Genomic DNA, 26,647 nt, shown 5'->3' with positions numbered 1-26,647 from the left:
ATCCTCCTTCTTCACACAAACACTATATGAAGAAGAGAGGGGATCTGTGCGCTTTCTCTATATAAATTGTTCGTAGAGTGCTTCTCCTTTAACGATACCCCCCCTTATACAGAAGACTCTAAGCTGAGACACTTTAGTGTGGGAAGGGCCGTTACGATTATGAGTGCTTGGGCTTGCTCGGGGACAACTCGCTTTCCTGCGGGGAGCTGGGAAGCCTCCTCGTTCGCTTTCGCTCTCTGTGGGGTCTTCCCTAGGCTCCTTCCCCCGCGGGAGTCTCGCAGTCCCCGAGCAAGCCCCGGCTTTAAAGAGATGAACGGCCCAGTAGGTCGCATCAGGGGGGGAACTCACCCTATATAGCATGTTTTCGTTCACCCTTATATGGTAAAGGTGGGCCTGGAAACTGCGAGACTCCCGTGGGCAGAAGAGCCTAGGTGAGACCCCGGAAGCCGGCGTGCCGGCTGAGGAGGCTCACCAGCTCCCCACAGGAAAGCGAGTGGTTTCCAGGCCCACCTTATGCTCAATAGAAGTTAACGAAAACATTCCCTCAGCTTCGAGGCTTCAAGATTGCTGCCCTATTCTTGAACGAGCTTGTTATAAGGAAACAACATTAAATTTTAACAAAGCCCATAAAATAAAAAACCTGAATCCATGTAGGATTCAGGTTTTGTAAGGTATTACTGGATAGCAGCTTCTAGAGCCACTTCAATCATCTCATTGAAAGTAGTTTGACGCTCTTCTGAAGTCGTTTCTTCGCCTGTGATAATGTGATCACTTACTGTTAGAACAGAAAGAGCTTGTCGATCATATTTTGCTGCAAGCGTATAGAGGGCTGTTGTTTCCATTTCAACGGCCAATACGTTGTAACTCGCTAGTTGATCAAATAATTCCATTGCGTTATCGCGATAGAAGCTATCACTAGTAAAGACGTTACCAACACGAAGCTTCAGCCCCTGTTTCTCTCCAGCATCGTAAGCAGCTTTCAATAAACCAAAGTCAGCTGTAGGCGCATAATCTATGCCGCCAAACGTCATGCGGTTCATTTGAGAATCTGTAGAAGAAGTAGACGCTAAAATAACGTCACGTACTTTTACATCTTTCTGAAGGGCGCCGCAGGAACCCACGCGGATTAATTTTTGAACATCATATTCTTGGATTAGCTCATTTACATAAATAGAGATTGATGGAACTCCCATGCCTGTACCTTGTACAGAGATGCGTTCACCTTTATACGTACCTGTGTAACCATACATGCCGCGAACCTCATTGTAGCAAGTTACATCTTCTAAAAAGTTCTCTGCGATATACTTTGCGCGAAGTGGGTCGCCAGGTAATAAGATTTTATCTGCTATATCTCCTTTGTTTGCACCAATATGTACACTCATCGGATCATGCCTCCTTAGTTTCTCAATTCTTACGTTTCAAAGGTACCACAAGAGTGGTTACAAAACAAATGGTAACGATTTCAACAAGAAGTGGTATAGTGGCTAGGTTTTCCAATCATCTCTTGGTACAATAAAGGATAAATGGATAAACGAATAAGGAGCCTCTCTTTATCACGAAAAAGAATGGGTTCTAATACACTATGCTTATACTTCTCATCCACCATGGAAATGATGCGAAGGTAGGAAAGGGGCTTTAAGGCAATGAATATATCTATTTCTAAACTACCAGGTATTGGTCAAAAGATATCATTTACAACAGCTGAGGATAGTCAACTTGTGTTAATCGTGCATCACACCGGCAAACGAGAACTCTACTTTTTTGAAGAAGCGGATAGTGATGAAGCCGATTTCGGAATGGATTTAACAGCTGATGAAACAAGGGAGTTTGGTGCGCAGTTGCTAGGTGCAACCTATCAACCTGTTGATGCAGATAAACTGAAAATGTTTAATAATCAAATTGTGATGGATTGGATTGAAATAAGAGCTGCTTCTCCATTAACTCAAAAGACAATAGAAGAATCAGAAATCCGTAATAAGACGGGGGCAACGATTATTGGATTAGTAAAAGGAGACGATATCATCGCTATACCTGAAGCTTATACCACGCTACAGGCCGGAGATGTGTTGATGGCAATTGGAAAGAAAGATCAAATTTCTTCGCTTACAGCTTTGTGTAAAGGGGAGGGATGATTCCCGTGCATGTTGAAATGCCCACTTTGCTAGGAGCCGGGCTCGTTCTTTTGCTCATTTTTTGGCTTGGCTTTTTAAGTATCAAGATCAAATTTCCAAATGTAATTTTATATATTTTGTTAGGTATTGTCCTTGCAGACGCCATTCATGGTAATGAAATATTACATTTTGCGAGTGAGATAGGAATTGTGTTGCTGTTCTTTCTTCTAGGGCTTGAATTCAACATCAAGCGGTTAGGTGGGATCGCCAAGAAGATCTGGCCGGCAGGTTTGTTAGATGTTGCTTTTAGTTTGGGCATCTCTTTACTAATCTGTTTAGGATTCGGACTGGATCTTCTGACATCCTTTCTAATTGGGGGCGTTACATATGCGACGAGCTCCTCTATTACAGCCAAATTACTCGATGATACAAGCCGTATGGCGAACTCCGAAACAGAATTTATTCTCGCGCTTCTCATTTTTGAAGATTTAGTAGCGCCAGTCATTGTTGCTGTTCTAATGGGGGTTACAAGTGGTGGAGAATTCCAAACTGTGGACTTACTCATTCTTGTTGGGAAAATCATTGGTTTGACAGTAGGGGCTATCATTTTAGGGAAGACGCTGTTCAAACGATTTGAAGAGCTGCTTGAGAAGATTGATGATGAAGACTTTAAGATTGCACTTTTAATCGGAATTGCTTTATCTTATGGGGGACTTGCACTCTATTTAGGCCTTTCAGAAGTGTTAGGGGCTTTTCTAGCAGGTATGATGCTTGCTGAAATCGGTAAGATTGAGCGTGTTGAGCAGACGGTTCTTCCTGTAAAAGATTTGATGCTGCCATTGTTTTTTGTATATTTTGGGACGACAATAGAATTTGGCGACGGAGTTCCGAAAGTTGGTCTGCTCATAACGTTAATTGGATGGTCACTAGTAGCCAAAATACTCGTGGGTATGATCGGTGGAAGGCTCTATGGTCTCTCAAAAAGGGTATCTTTTCGAGCTGGTTTGTCGATTTGTTCAAGGGGAGAGTTCTCTGTAGTTATTGCTGCTTTAGCAATGGGTGTAATTAAAGTGTTTAGTGGGATTTACATTGTCATTGCGGCTTTCATAGGGATGTTGCTATTTGAGAGAGCCCCGCAAATTACAAATTTAATTTACGGAAAACCAAAGAAAAAGAAAAAGAATTTAAAAGTTCCAGGATAATAAAAACGGCTCTTCAAGAAGAGCCGTTTCGTTTTTTTAGTGTTTATGAGAAATACTGATGTTCTAACTCATCGACTCGTTGTAAAGCAAGCTTTGAGAAATCATCATCTTTCTTATTCAGTTTACCTTTTAAGTGATCAAGAGCCTGCTTCAGTGAATCCTCATATGAGGGTACTTCATCTTCGTATACGTGTACGGCAGATTTAGATACATTTGCTTTTTCATATTGGCTTAGGGCTTTTCGCTGGTGGAAAAAAACATTTTCCGTCTGGCCAGGGTTATGTAAGTCACCTTGTTGAGGGTGCTTTAACACAGCTAGTACTTTTACTAAGTACATTGAACCGCGGTCTTCAACGATTTCACCAGCGTAGACCCCTGTTTTGTAATGAGCTTTTACAATTGTTCCGGCTTCAAATTCGGTCATATCGATTCCCTCCAACTTTTAAAATCACTTTTCTTTATGGTATCAAATCGAAGTAGGAAAAGGAATTGTCACAGATTATCTATTGCTATTGAAATAGGAAATCGTTATCATCGTAGGTAATGAATGGACTTATGACATGATAAAGGACGTGCATGCATCATGATGGAATTTCTGTATTTCCCTGAGGACAAAACAGAATATATCCCAGCTGTCATCTCACTGTTAATCTTTGCTATTGGTGCTGTATTAGTTATGAGATGGATAATAAATGTAAATAAAAAGCAAGAGCAAAGAGCTAAGGACGAATTTGGTGAGTCTGTAGAGTACTCACCTGCTAAGGATCAACAAAGCAGAGAGCATGAGGATAGCAAGTAAGAGGAATTATTCGGTTGAGGTAAAATGGTAGTAGGTATAAAGAAAGCGAGCAGGAACCCACAAAGGGTTCCTGCTCGTTTTTTGATCCCTTAAACTCGATTGTCCTTATCATGTATTGTTTAAGATGGGTCAGGGGTGTTGAATACTCGAAGCTGAAACATGTTAGTTCATGTGGGGCTGTTATTTTTGTTTGGGGTAAGATGTAGAAAGCATTCGCTGCTTGAGGATAACTCATGCCTGATTGAATCTACATGTATCTTGTTTCCGTATCTCTCAATATGGAAAAGGTGGGCCTGGAAACTTGAGACTCCCGTGGGTAGAAGAGCCTAGGTGAGCCACAGGAAAGCGAGTGGTTTCCAGGCCCGCCTTACACTCAACTAAAGCTAACGGAAACACTTTCTCAACTTTGAGTCTTACAAAGGAAGACTAAGGGGGAAGGGGTTAAAACGGTTAGAACTGGTCAACACTGTATAGTAAGTATGCTTGAAAGGAAGAGGTAACATGAGGGTTAGGAAACTGAGCGTCATTTTCGCGCTTGCTTTATTTGTAGCAGGATGCTCTAGTCAGAATCGATCATCTATTGAAATAGAGATATACAATCCAGCTGGTGATGCTTTGGGGACAGCTAAGTTGTCAGAAGAAAACGATTCTGTAGCTATTCAGTTATCGTTAACGGGATTGTCTCCGGGACTTCATGGCATACATGTTCATGAATACCCGGTGTGTGAAGGTCCTGATTTTAAAACCGCGGGTAATCATCTGAATCCTGACAAAAAAGAACATGGAGCTATGAATCCAAAAGGAACGCATTTAGGGGATCTGCCTAATATTGAGGCGGACTCATCTGGAAAAGTAAATGCAGAACTTGCAGTCCAGGGAGCGACGCTAATGGACGGGAAAATGTCTTTACTAAAAGATGAAGGGACCTCATTAGTGATACACGAAGGTGTGGATGATGGTCTGACCCAGCCTGCTGGTGATTCAGGAGATAGGATTGCATGTGGTGTGATTCAGCTTGAAGAAGCGGCTAATAAGAACCCTCCATCTGACCCTTCAGAAGATGGGGGAGAGAAAGAGAAGGAATAAAGAGCTGTTATAACATAAAGGCTGCCTCATTATAATGAGGCAGCCTTTTTAATTAGATATCTTGTTCTGTTAATACCATGGGGCCTTCTTTAGTGATGGCGATTGTGTGTTCAAATTGAGCAGATAACCCCTTATCTGTCGTTCGAGCTGTCCATCCATTCTCATCCATCTGAGAGTGCCAAGTACCTGTGTTCACCATTGGTTCAACCGTAATCACCATGCCTTCTTTCAGGCGCTGGCCTTTCCCAGCTTCTCCGTAGTGAAGAATGTTTGGTTCTTCGTGAATAGAATTTCCTATACCGTGTCCTGTGAAGTCACGGACCACGGAATAGCCTTCACCTTCTACGTAAGATTGGATGGCGTGACCAATATCACCTAAGCGTTTACCAACTTGACACTGCTCAATTGATTTATAGAGAGCTGTTTTCGTAACATCTACAAGACGTTGTGTTTCTTCTGAAACTTCTCCGACTGTATATGTCCAAGCCGAGTCAGCAAGTGCGCCGTTTAGGTTTACTACCATATCGATTGTCACGATATCGCCGGTTTTTAGAGCTTCTTTACGAGGGAAGCCGTGGCAAATTTCATCATTAATGGATGCACAAGTGGCAAACTCATACCCTTGATAACCTTTTTGTTCAGGGGTAGCACCGTGTTTGGCCAAGTAGTCATCAACGAAGTTTTCGATCTCCATTGTTGTTACACCAGGCTTGATCATTTTTGCAATTTCTTTGTGTGCAGAGGCTAGCAGTTTACCAGCTTCGTGCATCAACTCAATTTCTCGCTTACTTTTACGATTAATCATGTTTCTCACCTTACCTTCTAGAACTGAAAAGGGCTCTTGCTACTATCATATGAGACCTACCCATAACGATACCATGGATTGCGATTTAATTCGAATCAGTCCCGTTTTGGTTGTTCACTGCTTGTACAATCCGATCGATTCCTTCGTTCAAGGTTTGAGGGGGTGTAGCAATATTGATACGCATAAATCCTTCGCCTTCTTTTCCGAAAGAAGCACCATCATTTAGGCCAACCTTAGCTTTTGTTCTCATAAATTCTTTTAACTCATTATGGGAAAGACCAAGGCCCCGGCAATCCATCCAAACAAGGTAGGTTCCCTCAGGCTCAATGATTTGGATCTGATTCGTTTCTTCATGAACTCGTTTCATTAGCTGGTGTTTATTCCCATCCAACACTTCAACCAGCTCATTGAGCCATTCCTCACCATGTTCGTAGGAAGCTTCGATCGCTGTCACTCCCATGGTGTTTAGCATATTAAGTCCTTGAAGGCCAAACTGAGCATCAATCTTTTTCTTCATATCTTCATCTGGAGTTACAATATAAGATGCTTGGAGGCCAGCAATGTTAAATGTCTTCGTTGGTGAGAAGTAGGTTGTCGTTCTATGTGCTACCTCATCCGACAAAGAAGCAACAGGTATATGTTTATGCCCTGCATATACGAGGTCAGCGTGAATTTCATCGGATAAAATGAGGACGTCGTGTTTGATACAGAGGTCAGCCATCCGCTTTAATTCATCCTCTGTCCATACTCGTCCAACCGGATTATGAGGGTTACAGAGTATAAAAGCCTTCACGTTTTGAATCTTCTCTTCAAAATCCTCGAAGTCGATTTCATATCGTCCATCTTGTAGTTGAAGCGAGCTTGTAACGATATTTCGATCATGTTTTTTTATAACATCATAAAACGGAGGATAAACAGGTGTCTGTATTAGAATTGAATCTCCTGGTTCTGTAAGGGCATCTACGCTTGTGTGAAGAGAAGGGACAACGCCTGGGCTATAAGAAAGCCAATCCGTGCTGATTTCCCAATCGTGTTTTTTAGAAAGCCATCCTTTTATAATCGAATGGACCGCTTCATCTGTAACTGTGTAACCAAATATTCCGTGACTGGCGCGGTCAACAAGTGCATCTACAACAGGTTTTGGTGTTTGAAAGTCCATGTCTGCTACCCACATCGGCAGGATTTCTTTATCTTTAAAGAGTTGCTCTGTAAGGTCCCATTTAACAGAGCGCGTGTTTCGTCTATCTACAACTTCGTTGAATGTCATATTGTTCCCCTCCTAATATAGATCCATTTCTATTAGTATGATACAAAAAATTCTCGAAAAAACGAAACAATCTGTATGAGAAAAAAGAGAGAAAAAGAATAAGCGACCCTTTAAGAGGTCGCTTGCCTTGTTGGTAAACAGAATTGTTTAATCTTTTCAGTTAGCACAGATGGAACTTCTTCTGGAAGTAAATGCCCGCTTTGTTCGAAAACTTCTAGTTCAGCTGACGGCAAATCTTTTACCAATCGATACCCAAGAGATACGGGTAGGACCTTATCTTCACTCCCCCAGAATACCAAACAGCTTGCTTTAATTTCTCTTAAATAGTGTGAGGCTAAGTCTCCTTCTCGATCTCGAATCATTTTGGAAAGGCATCTGAATATCTCTTCCTTGAAAAAGGGTTTCATATATCCTTGAATCATCTCTTTATTGATCATGTGTGGATCATGCACGCAATCAAGAAGTGAGTGATAAACCCCTCTCTTGTATAAGTGACGTTTTAACAGGAAAGGGAATATTGGTAATCGGCTAGCATGTTGTAACCAGAACCCTAGTTTTTTCATATAGGTTGACGGGGCCATGAGAATAAGCTTGTCGATTCGTTCGGGGAAAAGGTGGCTGCATGTGAGTGCAACTTGACCTCCCATTGAATGACCGGCAATAGAGGCTCTTTGAATATGGTGCTGGTCCATTAATTCAATGATAATGTGTGCGAAGTTTGAGTAGGAAAATGTGTAGGACCGATTCTTATCACTGTTTCCAAAAGGTGGGAAGTCGAAGGAAAAGACATCAAAGTGCTCAAGTAATTCTGGAATCATAAAGCGATAGCAAAACTTAGACGATAAAAATCCGTGTACAAAGACAAGGGCTGGTTTTCTGCCAGAGGAAGAGGAGGTGTAACGCTGGTATGCGATATTAACTCCGTTATGCTTTAGCCATTCATCTTCTACGTGGATGTGTAATCCGTTCACAGTTCATTAACCTCCATCATTAGATTGTCTAAAGAAATGAGTAGTAGTAGGTTTTTTCCTTTTGACATAATTAATTAAACATTTGGGTCGGTTGGAATATAAACGTACATGAGGTTAGGTTGTACGATATAGAGGGTTTCATTCAAGAGGCAAAAAAAAAGCAAAGCGCCGAGTACGCTTTGCCTCACAGGGGGAATACGAGAAAGTCTTACATAACTCAATATTACCGCTTTTTAGTCATGTTAAACCACATTTTTTTATTTTTTATATTTAATTTCTTTGAGCATCTCCATAACTTTTAACACATCGTCTTCTGTAAACTCTTTTACATGGCGGAGAAATAGCTTTGTTCGTTTTACTCCGACTTCCATAATTAAATTCTTTAATTCATCATCAACTTCTGAATCGTTTGCCGTATTTGTACTCTCTAACAATTCAGATGCGGGCATATCAAGAACAGTGGATATTCTCAGGATCGTTTGTAATTCAGGGGTGTGTTCATCGTTTTCAATTCTTTCCATTGTTTGTTGTCCGATTCGAACGCGAAAGGCAAAGTCTTCTAAAGAGAAACCTAGTTGTTCACGTTGAATGCGAATTTGTTTACCTAAACTCATCAGAACGCCTCCTTATCCCTTTCCAAAATGTAGTATGCTTTCTTTATCTTATCATAGATAAACTCTAAAGAAATCTGTATATGTAACAACATTTTGAAACTTTTAATTTAATTTATTTTAGACATTTAAGGAGCGTACTGCGTCTTTTAAAACCCTGAAGTTGGGAATAGCTATTACATGTTGATTTAATAGGATTTAAGTGCGACTTCCTTTTGCGAAAATCGAGGTCTTGTGCTATAATCATATATTGCGTGAAAATAAAACGAATATAAACAGATCGGGAGTTGTATAGCAATGGCAAAGTTCGAAACAGGTCAAGTATTGGAAGGTAAAGTAACAGGCATTCAACCATATGGTGCATTCGTTGCTTTAGACGAAGAAGTACAAGGTTTAGTACACATTTCTGAGGTTACTCATGGTTTCGTTAAAGACATTAACGAGCACCTTAACGTTGGTGACGCAGTAAATGTTAAAATCCTAAACATCGATGAAGAAAAAGGTAAGTATTCTTTATCAATCCGTGCGACTCAAGAAGCTCCAAAGCAAGAGAAGCAACCACAGCGTAAGCCTCAACAGCAAAAGCAACAAGCTGCTGTTCAGCAAGAAGAAGGCACACCAGCTGGCTTCAATACGCTTAAGGATAAGCTTGACGAGTGGATTAACCAGTCTAAAGAGCGCGAAAATACTTTCCGTAAGTAATAACAAAAAGAGGCTGTCCTTTATAGGGCAGCCTCTTTTTTTTATGTTGTCATCAGAAAAGCACTTAGCAGTGTCATTATTCTCTTTGACCTAAACAAACTAATTAATCAGTTTCTGGTTCAGTGCGATCAGCCATTTCTTCACTTGGTTTGAATAGTAAGCTCAGACTAATAAGACCACTAATTCCTACAAGTGTATAGATCACACGTGCAAATGCGCCGCTCTGTTCTCCGCCTCCAAACAAAGCTGCCACTAAATCGAACTGAAACAATCCAATAAGTCCCCAGTTTACAGCTCCAATGATTACTAACAACAAAGCAATACGTTGTAGAGTACTCATGATCTATTCCTCCTTCATCATTTGAATATGATTCTGTAGTAGCTTTTGTAGTTTTTGATGAAGTATACAAAAATGTTAGGTATAAAAGGGAGCTTAAGGCTTTGGAATGGATTATCTTTTAATAAAAAATTTCAAAAGGTGATTTGGGTTCTCATTAAGGTTTGTGCGGAGATAAAGGAATAGATGGAATTAAGATTCTAAGCTAATTTTTTGATCTTTGGGTTTATGTTGGACATAATAGACACTGGACTTAATTCTGAAAGGGGAATTTACCAACATGGAACAGTTTGTATTTCACAATCCGACAAAATTAATCTTTGGTAAAGATCAGTTAGAGAAATTATCAGAGGAAATCCCTTCGGATGTAAAAAACGTGCTACTTGTTTATGGTGGCGGCAGTATTAAAAAGAATGGTTTATATGACCAGGTTGTTAATAAATTAAACGATATGAATGTAACGATTACAGAATTAGCAGGTGTTGAACCTAACCCTCGTTTAGCTACAGTTAAGAAAGGTGTAGAGCTTGCTAAGGAAAATAATATAGACTTCTTACTTGCAGTAGGTGGCGGAAGTGTAATTGATGCTACGAAAACAATTGCAACGGGTGCAAAATACGACGGGGATCCATGGGATCTTGTTACACGTAAGGCGACACCTGAAGATGCGATTGAATTTGGTACCGTCCTTACATTAGCAGCAACAGGTTCTGAGATGAATGCTGGTTCGGTTATTACGAACTGGGAAACAAATGAAAAGTACGGTTGGGGTGCACCACCGTTCACAAATCCTAAGTTCTCTATTCTAGATCCAACGAACACCTTAAGTGTTCCTCGCGATCAAACGATTTACGGTATGGTAGATATGATGAGTCACATTTTCGAACAATACTTCCACCAGCCAACAAATGCGCCTGTACAAGATCGCATGGCTGAAGGAGTTTTAAAAACAGTTATTGAAACAGCACCGAAGTTGTTAGAAGATCCCGAGTCTTATGAGCATCGTGAAACGATCCTTTATGCTGGAACAATCGCTTTAAATGGCATGCTTCAAATGGGTTATCGTGGCGACTGGGCAACTCACAATATTGAGCATGCTGTTTCTGCTGTCTATGATATCCCGCACGCAGGTGGGCTTGCGATTCTATTCCCTAACTGGATGAAGCATAACGTAGACCACAATATAGATCGCTTTAAGCAACTAGCTGTGCGCGTCTTTGAAGTGGATCCAGAAGGTAAAGATGACCGAACAGTTGCGCTTGAAGGTATCGATAAACTTCGTGAATTCTGGACATCTTTAGGTGCGCCAGAACGTCTTGCTGACTACGATATTGGTAATGATCAGCTTGATCTTATCGTAGATCGCGCAATGAAGCGTGGTCCTTTTGGGAACTTCAAAGAACTTCATGACGAAGATGTGAAAGCTATATTAGAAATGTCTCTATAAGTAAGAATCAAAAAGCAGGCTGTTTTCAGCCTGCTTTCTATTTCTTTTGTATGATTTTTTATAAAAATCGTATTCTGTATTCGCTTACATGGGTGAGGGTGCTTGATTTGCTGTAAGCGTTTCGATAAAGTGAAGTTTAGAAAGATAAGTTGGAGGGATACATAATGACTCACATTCGTTTTGATTATGAAAAAGCGTTACCGTTCTTTGGTGAACATGAGTTAACGAATATAAAAGAAACTGTAAAGCTAGCACATCATTCTTTACACAACAAAACAGGGGCAGGCAACGACTTCTTAGGTTGGTTAGACCTTCCTGAACAATATGACAAAGAAGAATTTTCTCGTATTCAAAAAGCAGCTGACAAGATTAAATCAGACTCTGATGTATTACTTGTAGTTGGTATTGGAGGGTCCTACCTCGGTGCACGTGCGGCTTTGGAAATGTTGAACCATTCATTTTATAATGAACTATCTAAAGACCAGCGTGAAACACCACAAGTCTTTTTCGTAGGAAACAGCATAAGTGCTCCTTACATTAATGACCTGTTTGACGCAATTAAGGACAAAGACGTTTCAGTAAATGTTATTTCAAAGAGTGGTACAACAACCGAACCTGCAATTGCGTTCCGTATTTTCCGTGAGTTCTTGGAGAACAAGTACGGTAAAGAAGAAGCACGAAAGCGAATTTATGCCACTACTGATAAACAAAAAGGTGCACTTAAAACGTTGGCATCTGAAGAGGGGTATGAAAGCTTTGTCATCCCGGATGATGTGGGCGGACGCTTCTCTGTGCTTACAGCTGTTGGGCTTCTTCCTATAGCTGCAAGTGGCATTAACATTCAAGACATGATGGAGGGCGCTCAACTTGCCCAACAACAGTTAAGTGAAGAGGATCTTGAGAAGAATCCAGCTTATCAATATGCAGCAGTGCGTAATGCTCTTTATAGCAAAGGGAAGACGATTGAGATGCTTGTCAACTATGAACCAGCTCTTCAATACTTTGCTGAGTGGTGGAAGCAGTTATTTGGAGAAAGTGAAGGGAAAGACCAAAAAGGAATCTTCCCATCTTCTGCGAACTTCTCGACTGATCTTCACTCAATGGGACAATACGTTCAAGATGGTCGCCGTGACTTATTTGAAACGGTTCTTCATGTTGAAGAACCTAAGAGTGATGTGACGATTAAAGAAGATGAACAGAACCTAGATGGCTTGAATTACCTTGCAGGAGAGACAGTTGACTTTGTAAACGAGAAGGCATATGAAGGTACAATGCTTGCTCATACAGACGGGCAAGTACCGAACTTAATTGTGCATGTTCCAAAATTAGATGCGTTTACTTTCGGTTACATGGTTTACTTCTTCGAAAAGGCGTGTGCGATTAGCGGTTACCTACTCGGTGTCAATCCATTTGACCAACCAGGTGTAGAAGCTTACAAGAAGAACATGTTTGCTTTATTAGGTAAGCCAGGTTTCGAAGCTCAAAAAGCAGAATTAGAAAATCGTTTGAACAAATAAGATTAAATGTTGAATTTGAGAACGAGCACCTCTTTTAGGTGCTCGTTTTTTTGTTGGTGGAAATAGGTGTAGGGTGTGGAGGGAGCTTATTGGCTCAAGTCGTGGAAGGAAGGGCACGAGGCTTGGAACTGACTCAAGGAGGTGGTGATCTGGCTCAACAATCGGCAAAACTGACTCAAGTCGTTCGAAATCCAGCTCAAGTTAAGTGGTAGTGACTTAAGTTAGGCGATTCTGACTCTAGTTGAAGGGGAGTTGACTTAAGATTCATCAAAATTGGCTCAAGTGTAGGGTGGAAGGTTGCTGTGTGTCTCAAGTTAGATCGTACTAGATCAAGTTGATTAATTGGACGAGAGGTATTTCATAAATAAAAAAGGAGGATCCGATTTAGGATCCTCCTTTTCTATAGATAGCAGAGAGTTACTGAGCTGTATACCCGCCGTCAATGACAATCGCTTGTCCTGTTACACTTTTTGCTTTTTCACTGGATAAGAACATTGCGTAGTCTGCAATTTCTTCAACCTGTAGAAGGCGTTTTTGTGGAACAAGAGGGTAGATTACTTCTTCTAATACTTTTTCTAATTCTACGCCACGTGACTTTGCAAGGTCTTCCATTTGACCTCTTACAAGCGGTGTATCTACATAGCCTGGAGCAATTGCGTTAACTGTGATGCCGTGTTCTGCACCTTCAAGTGCAGAGACTTTAGTTAAGCCGATTACACCGTGTTTAGCACTGTTGTATGCCGCTTTGCCACCAAAGCCAATTAATCCATTGATGGAAGCCATATTTAGAATACGGCCGTACCCTTGTTCTTTCATAATTGGGAATACTTTTTTCGTAGCAATAAAGGGTGCTGTAAGCATGATATCTTGCATTAAACGGAATTTGTCTGTTGGAAATTCTTCGATTGGAGAGACGTGCTGAAGACCTGCGTTATTAATAAGAACGTCAAGACGACCGTATGTTTCAACAGCCTTATCAATAGCAGCTTCGATTTCTTCTTCATTTGTTACGTCAGCTTTTACGCCAATCGCGTTTAATCCTTTTTCTGTAAGGGATTTTGCTGCTTCTTGTACACCTTCATCATTTACATCAGAAAGTACAACTTTTGCTCCATTTTCAGCAAATGTTTCCCCGATTTCGTAACCAATACCGCGTGCGGCTCCTGTAATAAATACTACTTGGTTTTCGACCATGATTGTTTCCTCCCCGATTTAATGTATTTTTTATCTTCATTACAATGATCGTTGCATGTACGACCTAAAGAAAGTATAAGGCAGTTGTGTAAGTAACTCAAAAATTTTGATTAAGATAAAAATACGCGAAATTTTCTTTATTTTAGCAAGAAAAAGAATGTTTGAGATTGAAGCTTTTTGCTGGAAATATAGGGTTTGTAGGCTGTAGGATTATTGTGGGTTAATGTAGAGAATAGATCTCTATATTGAATTTAATGGAATTATATCTAAAGAAATTAACAAAAAATGAAAGAGGAGGTCGAAATCGTGATTGCAATTATTGTAGGTTTAATTGCCCTGATGGTCATGGCGTACCTAGGATGGTCTATTTTATGGATTGCTCCTGTGGCAGCAGCTATCGTCGCATTACTATCTGGCATGGATATTTACTCAGCCTTTACATCTGACTTTATGTCTGGATTTGCGTCATTTGCAAGAGATTTCTTCCCGGTGTTCCTATTTGGAGCTGTGTTCGGGAAATTGATGGAGGTAACAGGAAGCGCGAGAACAGTTGCTTCTTTCCTGTCTAAGATTGTCGGCAAAAAGAGAGCTATTTTAGGGGTGCTTTTAGGTGCAGCAATTCTTACATACGGAGGCGTTAGTCTATTCGTTGTTGTTTTTGTTATGTATCCTTTAGCATTGAATTTATTTAGACAAGCTAATATTAGTCGTAAAGTAATACCTGGGACGATAGTTCTTGGTGCTTTCACATTTACGATGACAGCACTACCGGGGACAGCGCAAGTGCAAAACTATATCCCAACACAGTTCTTTAATACGACTATGATGGCAGCTCCGATTATGGGGATTGTAACAGGTCTTATTATGGCTGTAGGAGGGTACTTCTATCTGTCTTACCGTGCCAATAAGTTAACTAAAGCAGGTGAAGGGTTCACAGAGCCAGATGGTGAAGAAAAGAAAGAAGAAGAAGGCGAGGATCCAAATGTTATTCTATCTTTCTTACCACTTTTAGCTGTTGTAATTTCTATAAATGTTCTAAATTTAGAAATGTTAAGTGCACTTTTAATCGGGATCTTTCTTACATTTATACTGAACTTTAAATCCTTCAAGAAGTTTACAGGTGCTATGAATGATGGTGCAAAAGGAGCGGTTACCGCTGTTGTAAATACAGGTGCTGCGGTTGGTTTTGGTGCTGTCGTAAAGAATGCGCCTGCGTTCCCTGCTATTAAAGAAGCATTATTAAACATTAAAGGTGGTCTTACCATTTCTGATGCCTTGTCTACACAAGTTCTGGCTATGATTACAGGGTCAGCTTCAGGTGGTATGAACATCACGCTAAATGCACTTGGATCTGAATACTATCAGCAAGCATTAGATATGGGGTTAAATCCTGAGATTTTACACCGCGTTACAGCATTAGCTTCTGGGGCGTCTATTTTGCCTCACAACGGTGCTCTTCTAACGGTCTTCGCTATTACGGGGATGACGCACAAAGATTCTTATAAGGATATTTTCTTTGTCGGACTACTCATTCCATTTATCGCAACCGTTGTAGGTATTCTTATGTCTTATGTTGGTATTGTATAATTCACCCAAAAGGTGAAAGGCACCCTATTCAATAGGGTGCCTTTTTTATTCAGATCTTCTGTGCATATCGGCTGATTGGATTGGGGTAAGCTAAGGAAAAAGAAAGGCGGGATAAAATGATTCCGATTCCTTCTGGGATACAAGGGCAAGTCTTTTCGTTGTTTGATCTTGAGCAGAAACTAAAGCCCCGTGGCTACGATATCGGGGGTAACTGGGATTATGACCACGGCTCGTTTGACTATAAGATTTCTGACGAGGTCGGGTATCAGTTTTTGCGAGTTCCCTTTTCCGTTGTAAATGGTCAGCTAGATGACAAGGAAGTTACTGTAAGGCTTGGTGAGCCCTATTTACTGTCGCATAAATATCAACGAGGGTTGGACGACAATGTGCATGTTGGTAATTTCAGTGCATCATTCGACCAATTCTCAGAACCTCAAGACCCTGATGCAGAATTTCCTGAAGAATATATCGATACTGGAAAAGAGCTTGTAGAAGAATTAGATCGGATATTACTCACTTAAATTGGAGAGGACGATTAAGTGATCTTCCTTTTTTAAAATGGATTGAGACGGAGGGTTAATATAAAGCTCTCCGTTTTGTTCCATTCCTAATAGTAATTCTTCTTGTTCTAAAAAGGATAAGGCACAGTACTTAAAGGTTTCTCCTACCATTTCATCTGGAACACTTAATTGTTTATATTGCTGAGAGGAAAGTTGGGCTACAAGTGTATCAAATGGTTTAATATGTGCTTCGCGGTATAACTCATGGTAAAACAATGTGCTCATGAAATCGTTTGAACGTATGACCGTGTCTGCTCCAGCTCTTCTTGCGTTGGTCACTTGATTCTTTAGCAAAATCTCTGTGATGATAAAAAGATCAGGATTCATGCCCCTTGCTGCTACGGTTGTGAGAATGCTGATTTGGTCGGCCTGGTGCTCTTCTTTAGATGGGTCCGACGTGATAATCATGCAGCGTGCATCTGATATGCGAGCTTTCTTCAGTGTTTTGTCTTCAGAAGCATCTCCATTAACATAATGCAACTTATATTCCTGATACCCTAATTGATCTAATGATTGATCAATGAGTACGATATCCTCCTCATCTATATAATCTTTAATCATATTGAGTAATTGTTTCGTTCTTTCATTCCAGCCAACGATAATAATATGATTGTTTCCTCTATAATCTACTTTCCCCTCTGAGAGGTTTCGTTCATATTTAACGGTAGATGCAGATACTGTTGCCATATAAAAGGTGACAAGGCCACCTCCTGCAATTATAAGGAATATACCAATTACCCTGCCAAAAGTCGATAAAGGAACGTAGTCTCCGTATCCGACGGTAGAACCTGTAATAACTGCCCACCAAATCCCGTCAAAAACGGTTGGGAAGGCATGAGGTTCCGCCCAATGGATGACAGCTCCAAAGAAGATCATAAAAAAGGCTACAGTCAGAAACAAGCGTAAGAAGACTGGAGTTCTGAAATACCATTGAATGGCTTGGTTTAAATGAACCTTCATCTGAAACCTCCGTTTTTTCTACCAGTATGCCCTGACACCATTTTTTTATAAACCATGTTCATCTTGTTAAGGAATTCCTGGAATAAAAAAAAAGAACCTGAAAATAGGTCCTTTTTAGCATGGCTTCTCTTCATTTGCAGTTTCTTTGGCTTCAGCTAGCTCATGAACATTACCGAAAGGATCGCTAAACGCAATACGTTCTCCATCTGGGAACCACACGGGCTCCTCGTCATAAAATCGTACTCCGCGTTCTTTTAGGTCTCTCATGGTAGCTCGTATGTTCTCGACTTCAAATGTAATAATGGTAGATGCTTCTTTCCAGATATCAATGTCTGTATCGCGCTCTGTTCTGTGAAGGGTTAATCGAACATTGTGGTCGTGCACTAAGTCTATACAAGTAGGATAATTATCATGTTCAGTTGATTTCTTTAGGTTTAGTACTTCGTTATACCACTGAATGGCGAAGTCCAGATCGCTTACATAAATATTAATTGCACATATATTCAAAATAATTCGCCTCCTGAAAAATGTAGTTTGATGAGTAGGTAATTGAATGCAAAAGTTCTTGGTGTATATTTGTTAGACTTCCCTTTATCGCAAAATCAAAACTCCTCTTAAAAGGCGAACATTTTTACTTATATTTACTTCTATATTCGTATAGAGGTGAAAAATGGGTTGAATTTTTTGGGACGCTCCCATATAATTAACCTCAACAAAATATTTAAGACGTACTCATATAAGGGCGAGGATATGGCTCGCAAGTTTCTACCAGGCTACCGTAAATGGTCTGACTATGAGTATTGCATACATTTGTGGAAGTTAGTATAAAGACTAACTCCCATTCTTACTGCTTGTAGAATGAAACCTCACAAATGGCGCGATACTCGTGCCTTTTGTGAGGTTTTTTTATTCAGGGTGCGTCTGTGTTAGGAGAATAGATTATGGAGTTGTTGAAGCAAAGAATTCGGGAAGAAAGTAAAGTTTTAAATGATCAGGTGCTTAAAGTGGATTCATTCTTGAACCATCAGGTGGACCCGCTTTTAATGATGGAAATAGGGGAAGCATTCAGGGAGAGATTTAAACAGGAAGGAATCACGAAAATCGTTACACTTGAATCCTCAGGAATATCTCCTTCTGTAACGGCAGGATTAGCGATGGGGGTAAAGGTAATCTTCGCTAGAAAACGAAAATCCCTAACGCTTCAGGAAGGTCTTGCTACTTCTAAAGTCTATTCGTTTACGAAACAAGAATGGAGCGAAATCAGTTTATCATCCGAATTTTTAACCGATGAGGACCGCGTACTCATTATTGATGACTTCTTAGCAAATGGCCAAGCTGCTCTTGGGTTAATAGATATCGTCCAACAAGCCGGTGCGCATGTTGCTGGAATCGGAATTGTGATAGAGAAAGGATTCCAGTCAGGAAGGGAGCTCTTACAATCAAAAGGAATAAAGGTTGAATCCTTAGCTCGTATTCACTCCCTTCAAGATGGCTGTGTCACTTTTTGCGAAGAAACGGGTGTTCATGTATGAAAAACATAACAATTGGGCTGCAGCACGTATTAGCGATGTATGCAGGAGCTGTCATTGTTCCTTTAATTGTCGGGAGTTCTTTAGGCTTGAACGCGGAAGATCTAGCTTATCTTGTATCTATCGACTTACTCATGTGCGGTGTAGCAACAATTCTTCAAGCAGTTAGCAATCGATTTTTTGGCATAGGTTTACCGGTTGTTTTAGGGTGTACATTTACAGCGGTAGCTCCGATGATCTCTATTGGGAGTAGCTCAGGGATTACAGCTATTTATGGGGCCATCATTGCAGCAGGATTATTCGTGTTAGTGTGTGCACCGATCTTTGGGAAGCTTGTTTCATTCTTTCCACCTGTCGTTACAGGTTCTGTCGTGACGATTATTGGAATTACACTCATTCCTGTCGCAATGGATAACGTAGCTGGAGGTGCAGGGAGTGAAGATTTCGGAAGTATTTCAAACCTTCTCCTTGCATTTGGTGTACTCCTTTTAATCATTGTACTTCAAAGAGCGTTCACAGGATTTATCCGGTCTGTATCTATTTTAATTGGGTTGGTAGCGGGCAGTCTTGTGGCTATCTTCATGGGGAAAATAGATGTATCTTCCTTAGCAGAAGCTGCACTCTTCCGAATTCCGACTCCATTTTACTTCGGTGCACCAACATTTGAAGTGACTCCAATTTTAACGATGATTCTAGTAGCGATCGTAAGTCTTGTAGAATCTACAGGAGTTTATTTCGCGCTAAGTGATATAACGAACAGAAAAATTGAGGAGAAAGACATTACAAAAGGATACCGGGCAGAAGGATTGGCTATTCTGTTCGGTGGTTTCATGAACGCTTTCCCTTATACTACGTATTCGCAAAATGTTGGGCTTGTTCAGCTCTCGGGCGTAAAATCAAGAAACGTCATTTACATTGCAGGCGCTATGTTGATTGGAATCGGACTATTTCCTGTCATAGGTGCCATTACGACATTAATTCCTGAACCCGTTCTAGGAGGAGCAATGATCCCGATGTTTGGAATGGTGATCGCTTACGGAATTAAGATGTTAAGTCAAGTTGATTTAAAAGAGCAGGAAAACCTATTAGTAATCGCGTGTTCTATCGGTATGGGATTAGGTGTAACCGTCGCCCCTGACCTATTCGCCAAACTCCCGGAGCAGGTTCAAATTTTAACGGATAATGGTATTGTAGCAGGGAGTTTAACCGCTATCCTGTTAAATCTCTTTTTAAATGTGGTCCCTCACAAAGTGAAACGAGAACAACCAAAAAGAACACAGTCAATAGCATCCTAAAATAGGAAAAGACCAAATCCCTTGATTTGGTCTTTTTTATTCTCTAATAAACTTGTTTGTTTTTATTTGTTAATTAAGAGGGGAGTACTCATGAAGGCTCGAAGCTGAGACACTTTATTGTGTGTGAGGCCGTTACGTTTATTGAGAGGTAGGGGTGTCTGGGGAACGACTCGCTTTCCGCAGGCGAGCTGTCGAGCCTCCTCACTCACTACGTTCGCTCCGGGGTCTCGTCGACCTCTTTCTCCTGCAGGAGTCTCCCCGTTCCCCAGACACCCCTTATCAGAAGTTGTATAACGTCCTCTTAGATCGAGTATGGCGGAGCATCAACAATACGCCTCCCTTATGTAGCATGCTTCCGTCCCCTCTATATATGGCAAAGGTGGTTCGGGAAATTGCGAGACTCCTGCGGCAGTAGGAGCCTCATTAGTAAAAGAGGAAGTTCGACTAAGACCGTCACGTCCTGTGACAACGTCGAACGACCCCACGTCGTGTGGGGCCGCGGAAAGCGAGTAATTTCCCGAACCACCTTATTCTCAATTTGAGCAAACGGAAGCATTCCCTCAACTTCAAGTCTTCTATATAAGGGGCTTTTGGGGATGGTTCGGAGGGGAAGCCGTGTTCATGTGCATGAAAAGGGCTTGGTGAGGGGCAAGATAGTTGACAATGGGGCGTGTTGAGGATAAGATACGAACGTTTGCAATCAGCAAGAAGCACATACGTTGGAGGAATACCATGAGTCATACAAACAAAGGAATACTACTATTATTAAGCGCTGCTTTCGGATTTGCGATGATGTCTACGTTCGTTAAACTTTCCGGAGATTTACCAGCGGTACAAAAGACGATGTTTCGTAACATTGTTTCTGCGTTTATAGCATTTGGCTTTGTATTATTTAACAAAGAACGTTTCTTTGGTAAAAAGGAACACCAGAAATATTTAATTTTAAGATCTTCGCTTGGGACACTAGGAATGGTGCTTTATTTCTACTCTATTGATCATCTTGTATTGTCAGATGCCGATATGTTGAATAAGTTAAGCCCGTTTCTTCTTATTATCTTTTCAGCTCTATTTCTAAATGAAAAGGCTAGGAAGTTTCAGGTTGTTGCAATTATCATTGCTTTTTTAGGTACATTGCTTATTATAAAACCGCAGTTCTCGGTGGAAACCATTCCTTATATGGCAGGTCTTTCATCTGCTATATTTGCTGCCCTTGCCTATACGGTTCTTCGTTTTTTAGGTGATAAAGAAGAGTATTACACGATCGTGTTCTATTTTTCATTCTTCTCCACCGTCGTGTTACTGCCATTTGTGGCACTATTTTATGAGCCGATGTCTCTACAACAAACCTTGTATTTGCTGTTGGCTGGTGTTTTTGCGACGGTAGGTCAGTTTGGAATCACGCTTGCATATAAATTTGCCCCCGCTAAAGAAATTTCGATCTTTTTCTATACGAATATTTTATTTTCAGCGGTCATCAGTATCGTAGTATTTAATCAAGTACCTGATGCATTAAGTTTTCTTGGTTATGCGATCATCTTTGGAGCTTCTTTCTATATGTTTTGGAAGAATAAAAAGGTGGGCACGTCCTAGCATTGGTCTAAGGGCGATGAAATTGATAAGATAAAGGAAACAATTGGGGAGGAATAGTGGATGGAACAATCAGAACAAAACTTTTTAATGGATTTATTACAAACCCCATCTCCGTCAAGTATGGAGATGGAGATCCAAAAGAAATGGATCGAATACGTGAAGCCATATGCGGATGAAATTCGTACAGACAACGCTGGAAATGTCATAGGGGTGTTGAACCCTGAAGCGGAATTTAAAATCCTTCTGGCGGGTCACAGTGATGAAATTGCACTCGTCGTGAACCGTGTGGATGATCATGGCTTCTTACATTTTGACAAAATGGGAGGCATTAATCCAAAAGCGGCTGTTGGCATGAAAGTGACTGTTCTTGGCCAAGGGGGCACGATTACAGGTGTAATTGGGGTAAATGCGCAGCACCATGGCGGGTTAAAAGGTGATTTTGGTCTTGATGACCTTTTTATTGACTGTGGAGCTAAATCTAAAGAGGAAATGGAGAAATTCGTTCAGATTGGCGATCTTGCTGTATATAAGCGTGAACCAGAAATAATGATGGACAGATACATATCAGGTCGCGGGTTGGATAACCGTACGGGAGCTTTTATCGTAGCAGAAGTATTGAGGAAACTGTCTCAGAAGAATATTAATGTTGGTGTGTATGCAGCGAGTACAGTGAACGAAGAAACGAATATGGGCGGTGCCTATTTCGCAGCTGCTGGTCTTGAACCGACTATGGCGATTGCAGTTGATGTAACATTTGCGACAGATTATCCTTATGTGAATAAGAACAAACATGGGGATATTAAGCTAGAAGGTGGCCCTGTATTAGCGAAAGGTGCGCCGATTAACATAAAGATAAACCGTTTGCTAGAAGAAGCGGCGAGGTTTAAAGGGATGAGCGTTCAATATGAACTGACTCCTCGTATGACGGGAACTGATGCCGATAAAATGCGTCTGACAGGGAAAGGTGTACCCATTAGTCTTGTATCATTGCCACTACGTTATATGCATTCGCCAGTCGAAACAGCGAGCATACAGGACATTGATGAAGAAATTGATCTTCTAGTTACTATGATTGAAAACATGACGGGTCAAGAAAGTCTTAATCCGTTAGAAGATTGATTATGAAGAAGGGATAGGAGACCCCGGGTCACGACAAGAGTGATTCGGGGTCTTTCCTTTATAAATTTTAAATAGTAGGTGTTTTTTTGATAGGGTTATATGTATAATGGGAACATATGTTCTTTTTAATGGAGGGGTAGTTGTGGAGAAAGGAAATAGTCAAGACCGGGGGACGATGAAGTGGACTAGCTTGATGTTAACAGAACACATTGCAATGTTGAAAGAAGTCTGGAAAGAGGATGAACGGGTGAAGAAAGGGTTGATCCCAATGGATAAGGCTGTCGAAATTGATTTTTTAATAAGGAGAGCCTTGAACGATTCTTTTCCTGTTCAACTTCATTACCTTTATGGTGATTCGTTACGTGAAGAAAGTGTGAAAATTTCTGCTCTTGAGACGGAGAATAAGAAAATGAGGGTTATAAAGTTAGTATGCAAGTCTGAATTATCGATAGACATTCATGCCGTTACAGATATTAAAATACTGTGAATATCCATATATGCTCACCATTTGGCTAACGGGTACATACTATAATGCTTGAGCAAAGTACCTTTAAGAATAGCTATGGTGGAGGGGGAATGAATGGATATTCATTTTGTGAAACATTTTGCTGTTCAAATCCTTAATGAGAAGTTATAATGAGAATTGTACTCAACTAAACACGATTCCATCTTCGGGGCAGGGTGAAATTCCCGACCGACGGTGAGGGACCCACTTGGTGTTCTAAGTCCGTGACCCGCTTGGTGCATATATGTGCCGATCGGTGGACCTGGTGAGAATCCGGGACCGACAGTTACAGTCTGGATGGGAGAAGATGTAGAGCGAAAATAGGTATATATGATACCTATATTTCTCTATGGTCTTTTATCAACCCTGAAGCTACTATATGCTTGAGGGATTTTTTGATGGAATGCACTATAGCGGATTATTCGCTCACCTTCATCTGGGATGTGAATCGAGAGTAAAGATGAAGGAGGAGATCGATGATGAAACCAAGAGGTCAGTCATCCAAATTATTTAAGCTCATTACGCTCTCGTTAATGAGCACCATATCACTATTATTAATGTTGTTGGACTTCCCGCTTCCATTTTTGCCAGGTTTTCTAAAAGTGGATTTTAGTGATGTTCCCGCTTTATTTGCGGCATTAATATTCTCACCGGTAGCCGGTATTATTGTGGAAGCTATGAAAAATGGCCTTCACTTTATGCTTGGAAGTGGAGATCCTATTGGGGCAAGTGCTAACTTCTTAGCTGGAGTCATGTTTATCTTGCCAGTTTCCTTGTTATATCACCGTTTCAAGAGTGTAAAAGGTGTTGTATCTGGTCTTGTAACAGGTACGATCGTAATGACACTCGGTATGTCTGTATTAAATTACCTTGTCATTCTACCAGCCTATACATGGTTGATGGGCTTTGAAATAGCAGACTCCAAAATGGCTTATATAACAGCCTTTATTATGCCATTTAATGCTGTAAAAGGCATGATCGTTGGAATGCTCTTTGTTCCTTTATTCGTAAAAATGAGGCCATGGTTTGAACAAAAACAAACGAAATCAATTAAAGCTGCATAGCAATAGATATATAAATAAATCCCCTGCATCAATGATGCAGGGGATTTATTTGTATATTTGAATACTCGAAGCTGGGAGTATGTTCCGTTAACGATAGTGTGTGGAGTATGGTGGGCTGGAAAACTACTTGCCTTCCGCGTGTGGGCCGAGAGCCTTTTCTGTAACGGACCGTCTCAAATATAGTGATTGATAAAAAGAGCATCACACTTTAGAAGTGGGATGCTCTTTATGGTTGAACCTAAACGTCACGGCGTTTTTTAATGCTGTAGTTTGTATGAGCGACAACGGTTTTCTCGAAGTCTAAATTACGCTCATGAAAATCGTCCATGATGGTCATGTCGCAAACAACTGAGTTTTCTAATTTAGAAGAAGTTACGACAGCTTCTAACTGTTGGCCGTCTCTTTGGAAGGTAATAATATCGCCTTCGGTTGCTTTGTCTTCTTCTTTTATTTTTTCTTCTTCTTGCTGTTGTTGCTGTTCTTCCTCTGCATTTTTCTTTTCAAATGCAGCATTTACTAAATCTTTGCTCATATTTTCATCAGCCATGAGAAGTTCCCCTTCCTAGTGAAAAGTAGTTGTGTTTTGTGTTACGTTTGTGTCAAGATTCAGGCCAAGGGTTTCCTTATCTATACCCATATTCAAGGGCCGTCATTCTCCCTAGAGTATTACTCTAACATGATTCTTTTTTCTATTTAAACAAGAAGTTTAAATAGAATCAATAACTTCTTCATACATTTTAATGGATTTGTTAAACGTTTACAAAGATAATGAGGGATTTGTTGCCTACATTAGGAATGTTTCGGTTGGGTTTAACCGATAAAAAGTAAAGGCTAAATAGGTCGCAAACGTTGTCCAAAGAAGGTATGGCACAAGGAGCCATGGGCTAACCTTATTGTACTTTCGGATTAAAATGATCAGGATGCCGGATGTAACGGCGACTAAAAAAGTATCTACCGTCGCAAGTAGTAAGTCTTTCATCTCAAATTGGAAGAAGCTAAATAATTGATTCGTGACATAATTGATCAATAAGATGACCCAAAACAGTGGAGAAAACGGTTTTTCTCCTTTCGAACTCCACGCCATTACAATAGATAGTGAGATAAAGGCGAAAAGTACAGCCCAAATGATTCCGATTGTAGACCCTGATGGAGTCCAGGAAGGCTTGTCTAAGCTGTTATACCATTCTTGATCAATGGGAAACAAGAATCCTGCTATGCTAAATAACCCGTAAATAAGTAAGAAGAGTAGAGTTCCTTTTACTACTTTGTTCATTCTCTCTTGCTCCTTTCAAATGAATTGGACAAAGAGGAAGGCAAGCTACACAACTTATGTTGTTATATAGCTTGCCTCATATGTGCCTTTTCCATTAAGAGGATTGTTCTTGTTCTTCAACCAAGTATCGAGCTGTAGGCATCGCCTGTAGTCGCTCATATGGGATGGGTTTACCGGAATGTTCGGAATAGCCATATGTTCCTTTTTCCATACGTTCAAGTGCTGCATTAATCTCTTCAAGCTGTTCTTCAGCATGTTCGCTAAGTGTGTAAGCTTTCTCTCGCTCAAATTTCTCTGTGCCAAGATCTCCGGGGTGGCTATTTACATTTGATAATTCCCCAACAGAGTTGCCTTGGTCCTCATCTTCATTTAGATACCCATCATGATTATGGTATTCCTTTTCCGCTTCTTCTTTCATAACATGTAGCTGCTTTTTAAGTTCTTGTAATTGCTTATCTGATAACATCGTGAATTCTCCTTTCAAATGAGGGAGGAGGAGAGGTTATTACTTCTTAGGAACAACACCGACGGTACAGCGTGAGAGACAAATCAGTTCATCTTCTTCATCGACTACTTTGATTTCCCAAACCATTGTACTTTTCCCAACGTGTGTTGGAGTCGCAATGCCGTAAACAGTCCCGCTTCGCTTCGCTTTAATATGGTTGGCGTTTATTTCAATGCCGAATACATTATATTCTTCCATATCAACGTGCAGAATAGAACCAATACTTGCTGCTGTTTCCGCAAGAGCGACGCTCGCCCCTCCGTGTAAAAAACCAAGAGGCTGGTGGGTACGTTCATCTACAGGCATAGATAAAACGACACGTTCCTTCTTCATCTCTACCTCTTCAATTCCTAAAGCTCCCAATAATGTATTTTTAGCAGTTAAATTCATATTATCGTTCCTTTCTTTTTTATTTCCTTTTCAATCTAGAATCAAACATAACGGTTCTTCTATCTGTATTCCTCTTATGGTGTAGACAATCCTGCCTTCAAATAAAAATACTCCCCTCCAAGGCAACAGTTATTAATTTAAACTGTCTACTTAGAGGGGAGCATTGAGTAATGATGAGCTATTATGGTTACTTATTTCATTTAGGCAGAACGATGAGTGCA

Annotated in this window: 30 protein-coding genes and 2 riboswitches; of the genes, 16 read left to right on the top strand and 14 right to left on the bottom strand. The window is 40.6% G+C overall.

From position 1 onward, the window contains the following. Positions 1-674: 674 nt before the first annotated feature. A complete protein-coding gene (gene deoD / locus ACYX4O_RS16440) occupies positions 675-1,382 on the bottom strand; it encodes a purine-nucleoside phosphorylase (RefSeq protein ID WP_476352318.1) in 708 nt (235 codons plus the stop codon). 261 nt (positions 1,383-1,643) lie between these two features. On the opposite strand from deoD, the gene ACYX4O_RS16435 reads away from it, so the two are divergent. Continuing rightward, positions 1,644-2,132: a cation:proton antiporter regulatory subunit gene (locus tag ACYX4O_RS16435; RefSeq protein ID WP_476352316.1), complete on the top strand. Its 489-nt coding sequence runs from the start codon at positions 1,644-1,646 to the stop codon at positions 2,130-2,132. 17 nt (positions 2,133-2,149) lie between these two features. Beyond that, positions 2,150-3,313, top strand: coding sequence for a cation:proton antiporter (locus ACYX4O_RS16430; RefSeq protein ID WP_476352314.1), 1,164 nt, complete (start codon positions 2,150-2,152; stop codon positions 3,311-3,313). A 43-nt stretch (positions 3,314-3,356) separates the two neighbouring features. On the opposite strand, the gene kapB is transcribed toward ACYX4O_RS16430, so the two are convergent. Next, a complete protein-coding gene (kapB, locus tag ACYX4O_RS16425; protein WP_476352312.1) occupies positions 3,357-3,737 on the bottom strand; it encodes a kinase-associated lipoprotein KapB in 381 nt (126 codons plus the stop codon). Between the two features lie 159 nt (positions 3,738-3,896). On the opposite strand from kapB, the gene ACYX4O_RS16420 reads away from it, so the two are divergent. Then, positions 3,897-4,112, top strand: coding sequence for a hypothetical protein (locus ACYX4O_RS16420; RefSeq protein ID WP_476352310.1), 216 nt, complete (start codon positions 3,897-3,899; stop codon positions 4,110-4,112). Between the two features lie 501 nt (positions 4,113-4,613). Continuing rightward, on the top strand, positions 4,614-5,198 hold the full coding sequence (locus ACYX4O_RS16415; RefSeq protein ID WP_476352308.1) for a superoxide dismutase family protein: 585 nt from the start codon (positions 4,614-4,616) through the stop codon (positions 5,196-5,198). A 52-nt stretch (positions 5,199-5,250) separates the two neighbouring features. Here ACYX4O_RS16415 and map read toward each other — a convergent pair whose 3' ends face one another. From map to ACYX4O_RS16395, 4 genes are all read right to left on the bottom strand, one after another. Continuing rightward, complete coding sequence (gene map / locus ACYX4O_RS16410; RefSeq protein ID WP_476352306.1) at positions 5,251-6,003, bottom strand: type I methionyl aminopeptidase; 753 nt, start codon at positions 6,001-6,003, stop codon at positions 5,251-5,253. A gap of 85 nt (positions 6,004-6,088) precedes the next feature. Then, a complete protein-coding gene (locus tag ACYX4O_RS16405) occupies positions 6,089-7,270 on the bottom strand; it encodes a MalY/PatB family protein (protein WP_476352304.1) in 1,182 nt (393 codons plus the stop codon). 110 nt (positions 7,271-7,380) lie between these two features. Next, positions 7,381-8,241 (bottom strand): alpha/beta fold hydrolase, encoded by an 861-nt coding sequence (locus ACYX4O_RS16400; protein WP_476352302.1) that lies wholly within the window; start codon positions 8,239-8,241, stop codon positions 7,381-7,383. Between the two features lie 257 nt (positions 8,242-8,498). Next, positions 8,499-8,855 carry a helix-turn-helix domain-containing protein gene (locus tag ACYX4O_RS16395; RefSeq protein ID WP_476352300.1) on the bottom strand — a complete coding sequence of 119 codons (357 nt, stop codon included), beginning with the start codon at positions 8,853-8,855 and terminating at the stop codon, positions 8,499-8,501. Positions 8,856-9,149: 294 nt separating this feature from the next. Here ACYX4O_RS16395 and yugI point away from each other — a divergent pair, with 294 nt between their 5' ends. Beyond that, complete coding sequence (yugI, locus tag ACYX4O_RS16390; RefSeq protein ID WP_476352298.1) at positions 9,150-9,554, top strand: S1 domain-containing post-transcriptional regulator GSP13; 405 nt, start codon at positions 9,150-9,152, stop codon at positions 9,552-9,554. Positions 9,555-9,657: 103 nt separating this feature from the next. Here yugI and ACYX4O_RS16385 read toward each other — a convergent pair whose 3' ends face one another. Beyond that, complete coding sequence (locus tag ACYX4O_RS16385; protein WP_476352296.1) at positions 9,658-9,894, bottom strand: DUF378 domain-containing protein; 237 nt, start codon at positions 9,892-9,894, stop codon at positions 9,658-9,660. Positions 9,895-10,171: 277 nt separating this feature from the next. On the opposite strand from ACYX4O_RS16385, the gene ACYX4O_RS16380 reads away from it, so the two are divergent. From ACYX4O_RS16380 to ACYX4O_RS16370, 3 genes are all read left to right on the top strand, one after another. Then, on the top strand, positions 10,172-11,338 hold the full coding sequence (locus ACYX4O_RS16380) for an iron-containing alcohol dehydrogenase (protein ID WP_476352294.1): 1,167 nt from the start codon (positions 10,172-10,174) through the stop codon (positions 11,336-11,338). A gap of 164 nt (positions 11,339-11,502) precedes the next feature. Continuing rightward, positions 11,503-12,855, top strand: coding sequence for a glucose-6-phosphate isomerase (locus tag ACYX4O_RS16375; protein WP_476352292.1), 1,353 nt, complete (start codon positions 11,503-11,505; stop codon positions 12,853-12,855). Between the two features lie 89 nt (positions 12,856-12,944). Continuing rightward, on the top strand, positions 12,945-13,067 hold the full coding sequence (locus ACYX4O_RS16370; RefSeq protein ID WP_476352290.1) for a hypothetical protein: 123 nt from the start codon (positions 12,945-12,947) through the stop codon (positions 13,065-13,067). A 205-nt stretch (positions 13,068-13,272) separates the two neighbouring features. Here ACYX4O_RS16370 and ACYX4O_RS16365 read toward each other — a convergent pair whose 3' ends face one another. Beyond that, on the bottom strand, positions 13,273-14,049 hold the full coding sequence (locus ACYX4O_RS16365) for a 3-hydroxybutyrate dehydrogenase (RefSeq protein ID WP_476352288.1): 777 nt from the start codon (positions 14,047-14,049) through the stop codon (positions 13,273-13,275). A gap of 306 nt (positions 14,050-14,355) precedes the next feature. Between ACYX4O_RS16365 and ACYX4O_RS16360 the strand changes: the two genes are divergently transcribed. Beyond that, positions 14,356-15,636, top strand: a complete 1,281-nt coding sequence (locus ACYX4O_RS16360; RefSeq protein ID WP_476352286.1) for a GntP family permease — start codon at positions 14,356-14,358, stop codon at positions 15,634-15,636. A gap of 116 nt (positions 15,637-15,752) precedes the next feature. Beyond that, complete coding sequence (locus ACYX4O_RS16355; protein WP_188651905.1) at positions 15,753-16,157, top strand: YugN-like family protein; 405 nt, start codon at positions 15,753-15,755, stop codon at positions 16,155-16,157. Here ACYX4O_RS16355 and ACYX4O_RS16350 read toward each other — a convergent pair. Beyond that, on the bottom strand, positions 16,146-17,156 hold the full coding sequence (locus ACYX4O_RS16350) for a potassium channel family protein (protein ID WP_476352284.1): 1,011 nt from the start codon (positions 17,154-17,156) through the stop codon (positions 16,146-16,148). The two genes, ACYX4O_RS16355 and ACYX4O_RS16350, sit on opposite strands and share 12 nt — an antisense overlap. 114 nt (positions 17,157-17,270) lie before the next feature. Further along, a complete protein-coding gene (locus ACYX4O_RS16345) occupies positions 17,271-17,663 on the bottom strand; it encodes a VOC family protein (protein ID WP_476352282.1) in 393 nt (130 codons plus the stop codon). Positions 17,664-17,868: 205 nt separating this feature from the next. Then, a riboswitch (purine riboswitch) is annotated at positions 17,869-17,970 on the top strand. 127 nt (positions 17,971-18,097) lie between these two features. Here ACYX4O_RS16345 and ACYX4O_RS16340 point away from each other — a divergent pair. The 6 genes from ACYX4O_RS16340 (at position 18,098) to ACYX4O_RS16315 (ending at position 24,258) form a co-directional block, all read left to right on the top strand. Continuing rightward, positions 18,098-18,688: a xanthine phosphoribosyltransferase gene (locus ACYX4O_RS16340; RefSeq protein ID WP_476352280.1), complete on the top strand. Its 591-nt coding sequence runs from the start codon at positions 18,098-18,100 to the stop codon at positions 18,686-18,688. Beyond that, positions 18,685-19,980, top strand: a complete 1,296-nt coding sequence (locus ACYX4O_RS16335) for a nucleobase:cation symporter-2 family protein (protein WP_476352278.1) — start codon at positions 18,685-18,687, stop codon at positions 19,978-19,980. The genes ACYX4O_RS16340 and ACYX4O_RS16335 overlap by 4 nt, the downstream gene beginning before the upstream one ends. Before the next feature lie 732 nt (positions 19,981-20,712). Then, positions 20,713-21,570, top strand: coding sequence for a DMT family transporter (locus tag ACYX4O_RS16330; protein WP_476352276.1), 858 nt, complete (start codon positions 20,713-20,715; stop codon positions 21,568-21,570). Between the two features lie 60 nt (positions 21,571-21,630). Next, a complete protein-coding gene (locus ACYX4O_RS16325; protein WP_476352275.1) occupies positions 21,631-22,689 on the top strand; it encodes a M20/M25/M40 family metallo-hydrolase in 1,059 nt (352 codons plus the stop codon). 142 nt (positions 22,690-22,831) lie between these two features. Further along, positions 22,832-23,176, top strand: coding sequence for a YolD-like family protein (locus tag ACYX4O_RS16320; protein ID WP_476352273.1), 345 nt, complete (start codon positions 22,832-22,834; stop codon positions 23,174-23,176). 176 nt (positions 23,177-23,352) lie between these two features. Then, positions 23,353-23,507: riboswitch (FMN riboswitch) on the top strand. A gap of 163 nt (positions 23,508-23,670) precedes the next feature. Next, positions 23,671-24,258: an ECF transporter S component gene (locus ACYX4O_RS16315; protein ID WP_476352271.1), complete on the top strand. Its 588-nt coding sequence runs from the start codon at positions 23,671-23,673 to the stop codon at positions 24,256-24,258. Positions 24,259-24,496: 238 nt separating this feature from the next. Here the strand turns inward: ACYX4O_RS16315 and ACYX4O_RS16310 are convergent, their stop codons facing one another. The 4 genes from ACYX4O_RS16310 to ACYX4O_RS16295 form a co-directional block, all read right to left on the bottom strand. Continuing rightward, positions 24,497-24,805 carry a YkvS family protein gene (locus tag ACYX4O_RS16310; protein WP_476352269.1) on the bottom strand — a complete coding sequence of 103 codons (309 nt, stop codon included), beginning with the start codon at positions 24,803-24,805 and terminating at the stop codon, positions 24,497-24,499. 237 nt (positions 24,806-25,042) lie between these two features. After that, complete coding sequence (locus tag ACYX4O_RS16305) at positions 25,043-25,531, bottom strand: TspO/MBR family protein (protein ID WP_476352267.1); 489 nt, start codon at positions 25,529-25,531, stop codon at positions 25,043-25,045. 94 nt (positions 25,532-25,625) lie between these two features. Beyond that, positions 25,626-25,997, bottom strand: coding sequence for a TraR/DksA C4-type zinc finger protein (locus ACYX4O_RS16300; RefSeq protein WP_476352265.1), 372 nt, complete (start codon positions 25,995-25,997; stop codon positions 25,626-25,628). 39 nt (positions 25,998-26,036) lie between these two features. Beyond that, positions 26,037-26,426 (bottom strand): hotdog fold thioesterase, encoded by a 390-nt coding sequence (locus ACYX4O_RS16295; protein ID WP_476352264.1) that lies wholly within the window; start codon positions 26,424-26,426, stop codon positions 26,037-26,039. Between the last annotated feature and the right edge of the window lie 221 nt (positions 26,427-26,647).

Source organism: Pontibacillus sp. ABV4_188 (assembly GCF_056311905.1).
This window is presented reverse-complemented; position numbering and strand designations above follow the sequence as displayed.

What these genes read in the sequence shown, in the direction of transcription:
- deoD (WP_476352318.1), bottom strand. Translation starts at nt 1,382, where the DNA reads ATGAGTGTACATATTGGTGCAAACAAAGGAGATATAGCAGATAAAATC.
- ACYX4O_RS16435 (WP_476352316.1), top strand. Translation starts at nt 1,644, where the DNA reads ATGAATATATCTATTTCTAAACTACCAGGTATTGGTCAAAAGATATCA.
- ACYX4O_RS16430 (WP_476352314.1), top strand. Translation starts at nt 2,150, where the DNA reads ATGCCCACTTTGCTAGGAGCCGGGCTCGTTCTTTTGCTCATTTTTTGG.
- kapB (WP_476352312.1), bottom strand. Translation starts at nt 3,737, where the DNA reads ATGACCGAATTTGAAGCCGGAACAATTGTAAAAGCTCATTACAAAACA.
- ACYX4O_RS16420 (WP_476352310.1), top strand. Translation starts at nt 3,897, where the DNA reads ATGATGGAATTTCTGTATTTCCCTGAGGACAAAACAGAATATATCCCA.
- ACYX4O_RS16415 (WP_476352308.1), top strand. Translation starts at nt 4,614, where the DNA reads ATGAGGGTTAGGAAACTGAGCGTCATTTTCGCGCTTGCTTTATTTGTA.
- map (WP_476352306.1), bottom strand. Translation starts at nt 6,003, where the DNA reads ATGATTAATCGTAAAAGTAAGCGAGAAATTGAGTTGATGCACGAAGCT.
- ACYX4O_RS16405 (WP_476352304.1), bottom strand. Translation starts at nt 7,270, where the DNA reads ATGACATTCAACGAAGTTGTAGATAGACGAAACACGCGCTCTGTTAAA.
- ACYX4O_RS16395 (WP_476352300.1), bottom strand. Translation starts at nt 8,855, where the DNA reads ATGAGTTTAGGTAAACAAATTCGCATTCAACGTGAACAACTAGGTTTC.
- yugI (WP_476352298.1), top strand. Translation starts at nt 9,150, where the DNA reads ATGGCAAAGTTCGAAACAGGTCAAGTATTGGAAGGTAAAGTAACAGGC.
- ACYX4O_RS16385 (WP_476352296.1), bottom strand. Translation starts at nt 9,894, where the DNA reads ATGAGTACTCTACAACGTATTGCTTTGTTGTTAGTAATCATTGGAGCT.
- ACYX4O_RS16380 (WP_476352294.1), top strand. Translation starts at nt 10,172, where the DNA reads ATGGAACAGTTTGTATTTCACAATCCGACAAAATTAATCTTTGGTAAA.
- ACYX4O_RS16375 (WP_476352292.1), top strand. Translation starts at nt 11,503, where the DNA reads ATGACTCACATTCGTTTTGATTATGAAAAAGCGTTACCGTTCTTTGGT.
- ACYX4O_RS16365 (WP_476352288.1), bottom strand. Translation starts at nt 14,049, where the DNA reads ATGGTCGAAAACCAAGTAGTATTTATTACAGGAGCCGCACGCGGTATT.
- ACYX4O_RS16355 (WP_188651905.1), top strand. Translation starts at nt 15,753, where the DNA reads ATGATTCCGATTCCTTCTGGGATACAAGGGCAAGTCTTTTCGTTGTTT.
- ACYX4O_RS16350 (WP_476352284.1), bottom strand. Translation starts at nt 17,156, where the DNA reads ATGAAGGTTCATTTAAACCAAGCCATTCAATGGTATTTCAGAACTCCA.
- ACYX4O_RS16340 (WP_476352280.1), top strand. Translation starts at nt 18,098, where the DNA reads ATGGAGTTGTTGAAGCAAAGAATTCGGGAAGAAAGTAAAGTTTTAAAT.
- ACYX4O_RS16335 (WP_476352278.1), top strand. Translation starts at nt 18,685, where the DNA reads ATGAAAAACATAACAATTGGGCTGCAGCACGTATTAGCGATGTATGCA.
- ACYX4O_RS16330 (WP_476352276.1), top strand. Translation starts at nt 20,713, where the DNA reads ATGAGTCATACAAACAAAGGAATACTACTATTATTAAGCGCTGCTTTC.
- ACYX4O_RS16325 (WP_476352275.1), top strand. Translation starts at nt 21,631, where the DNA reads ATGGAACAATCAGAACAAAACTTTTTAATGGATTTATTACAAACCCCA.
- ACYX4O_RS16315 (WP_476352271.1), top strand. Translation starts at nt 23,671, where the DNA reads ATGATGAAACCAAGAGGTCAGTCATCCAAATTATTTAAGCTCATTACG.
- ACYX4O_RS16310 (WP_476352269.1), bottom strand. Translation starts at nt 24,805, where the DNA reads ATGGCTGATGAAAATATGAGCAAAGATTTAGTAAATGCTGCATTTGAA.
- ACYX4O_RS16305 (WP_476352267.1), bottom strand. Translation starts at nt 25,531, where the DNA reads ATGAACAAAGTAGTAAAAGGAACTCTACTCTTCTTACTTATTTACGGG.
- ACYX4O_RS16300 (WP_476352265.1), bottom strand. Translation starts at nt 25,997, where the DNA reads ATGTTATCAGATAAGCAATTACAAGAACTTAAAAAGCAGCTACATGTT.
- ACYX4O_RS16295 (WP_476352264.1), bottom strand. Translation starts at nt 26,426, where the DNA reads ATGAATTTAACTGCTAAAAATACATTATTGGGAGCTTTAGGAATTGAA.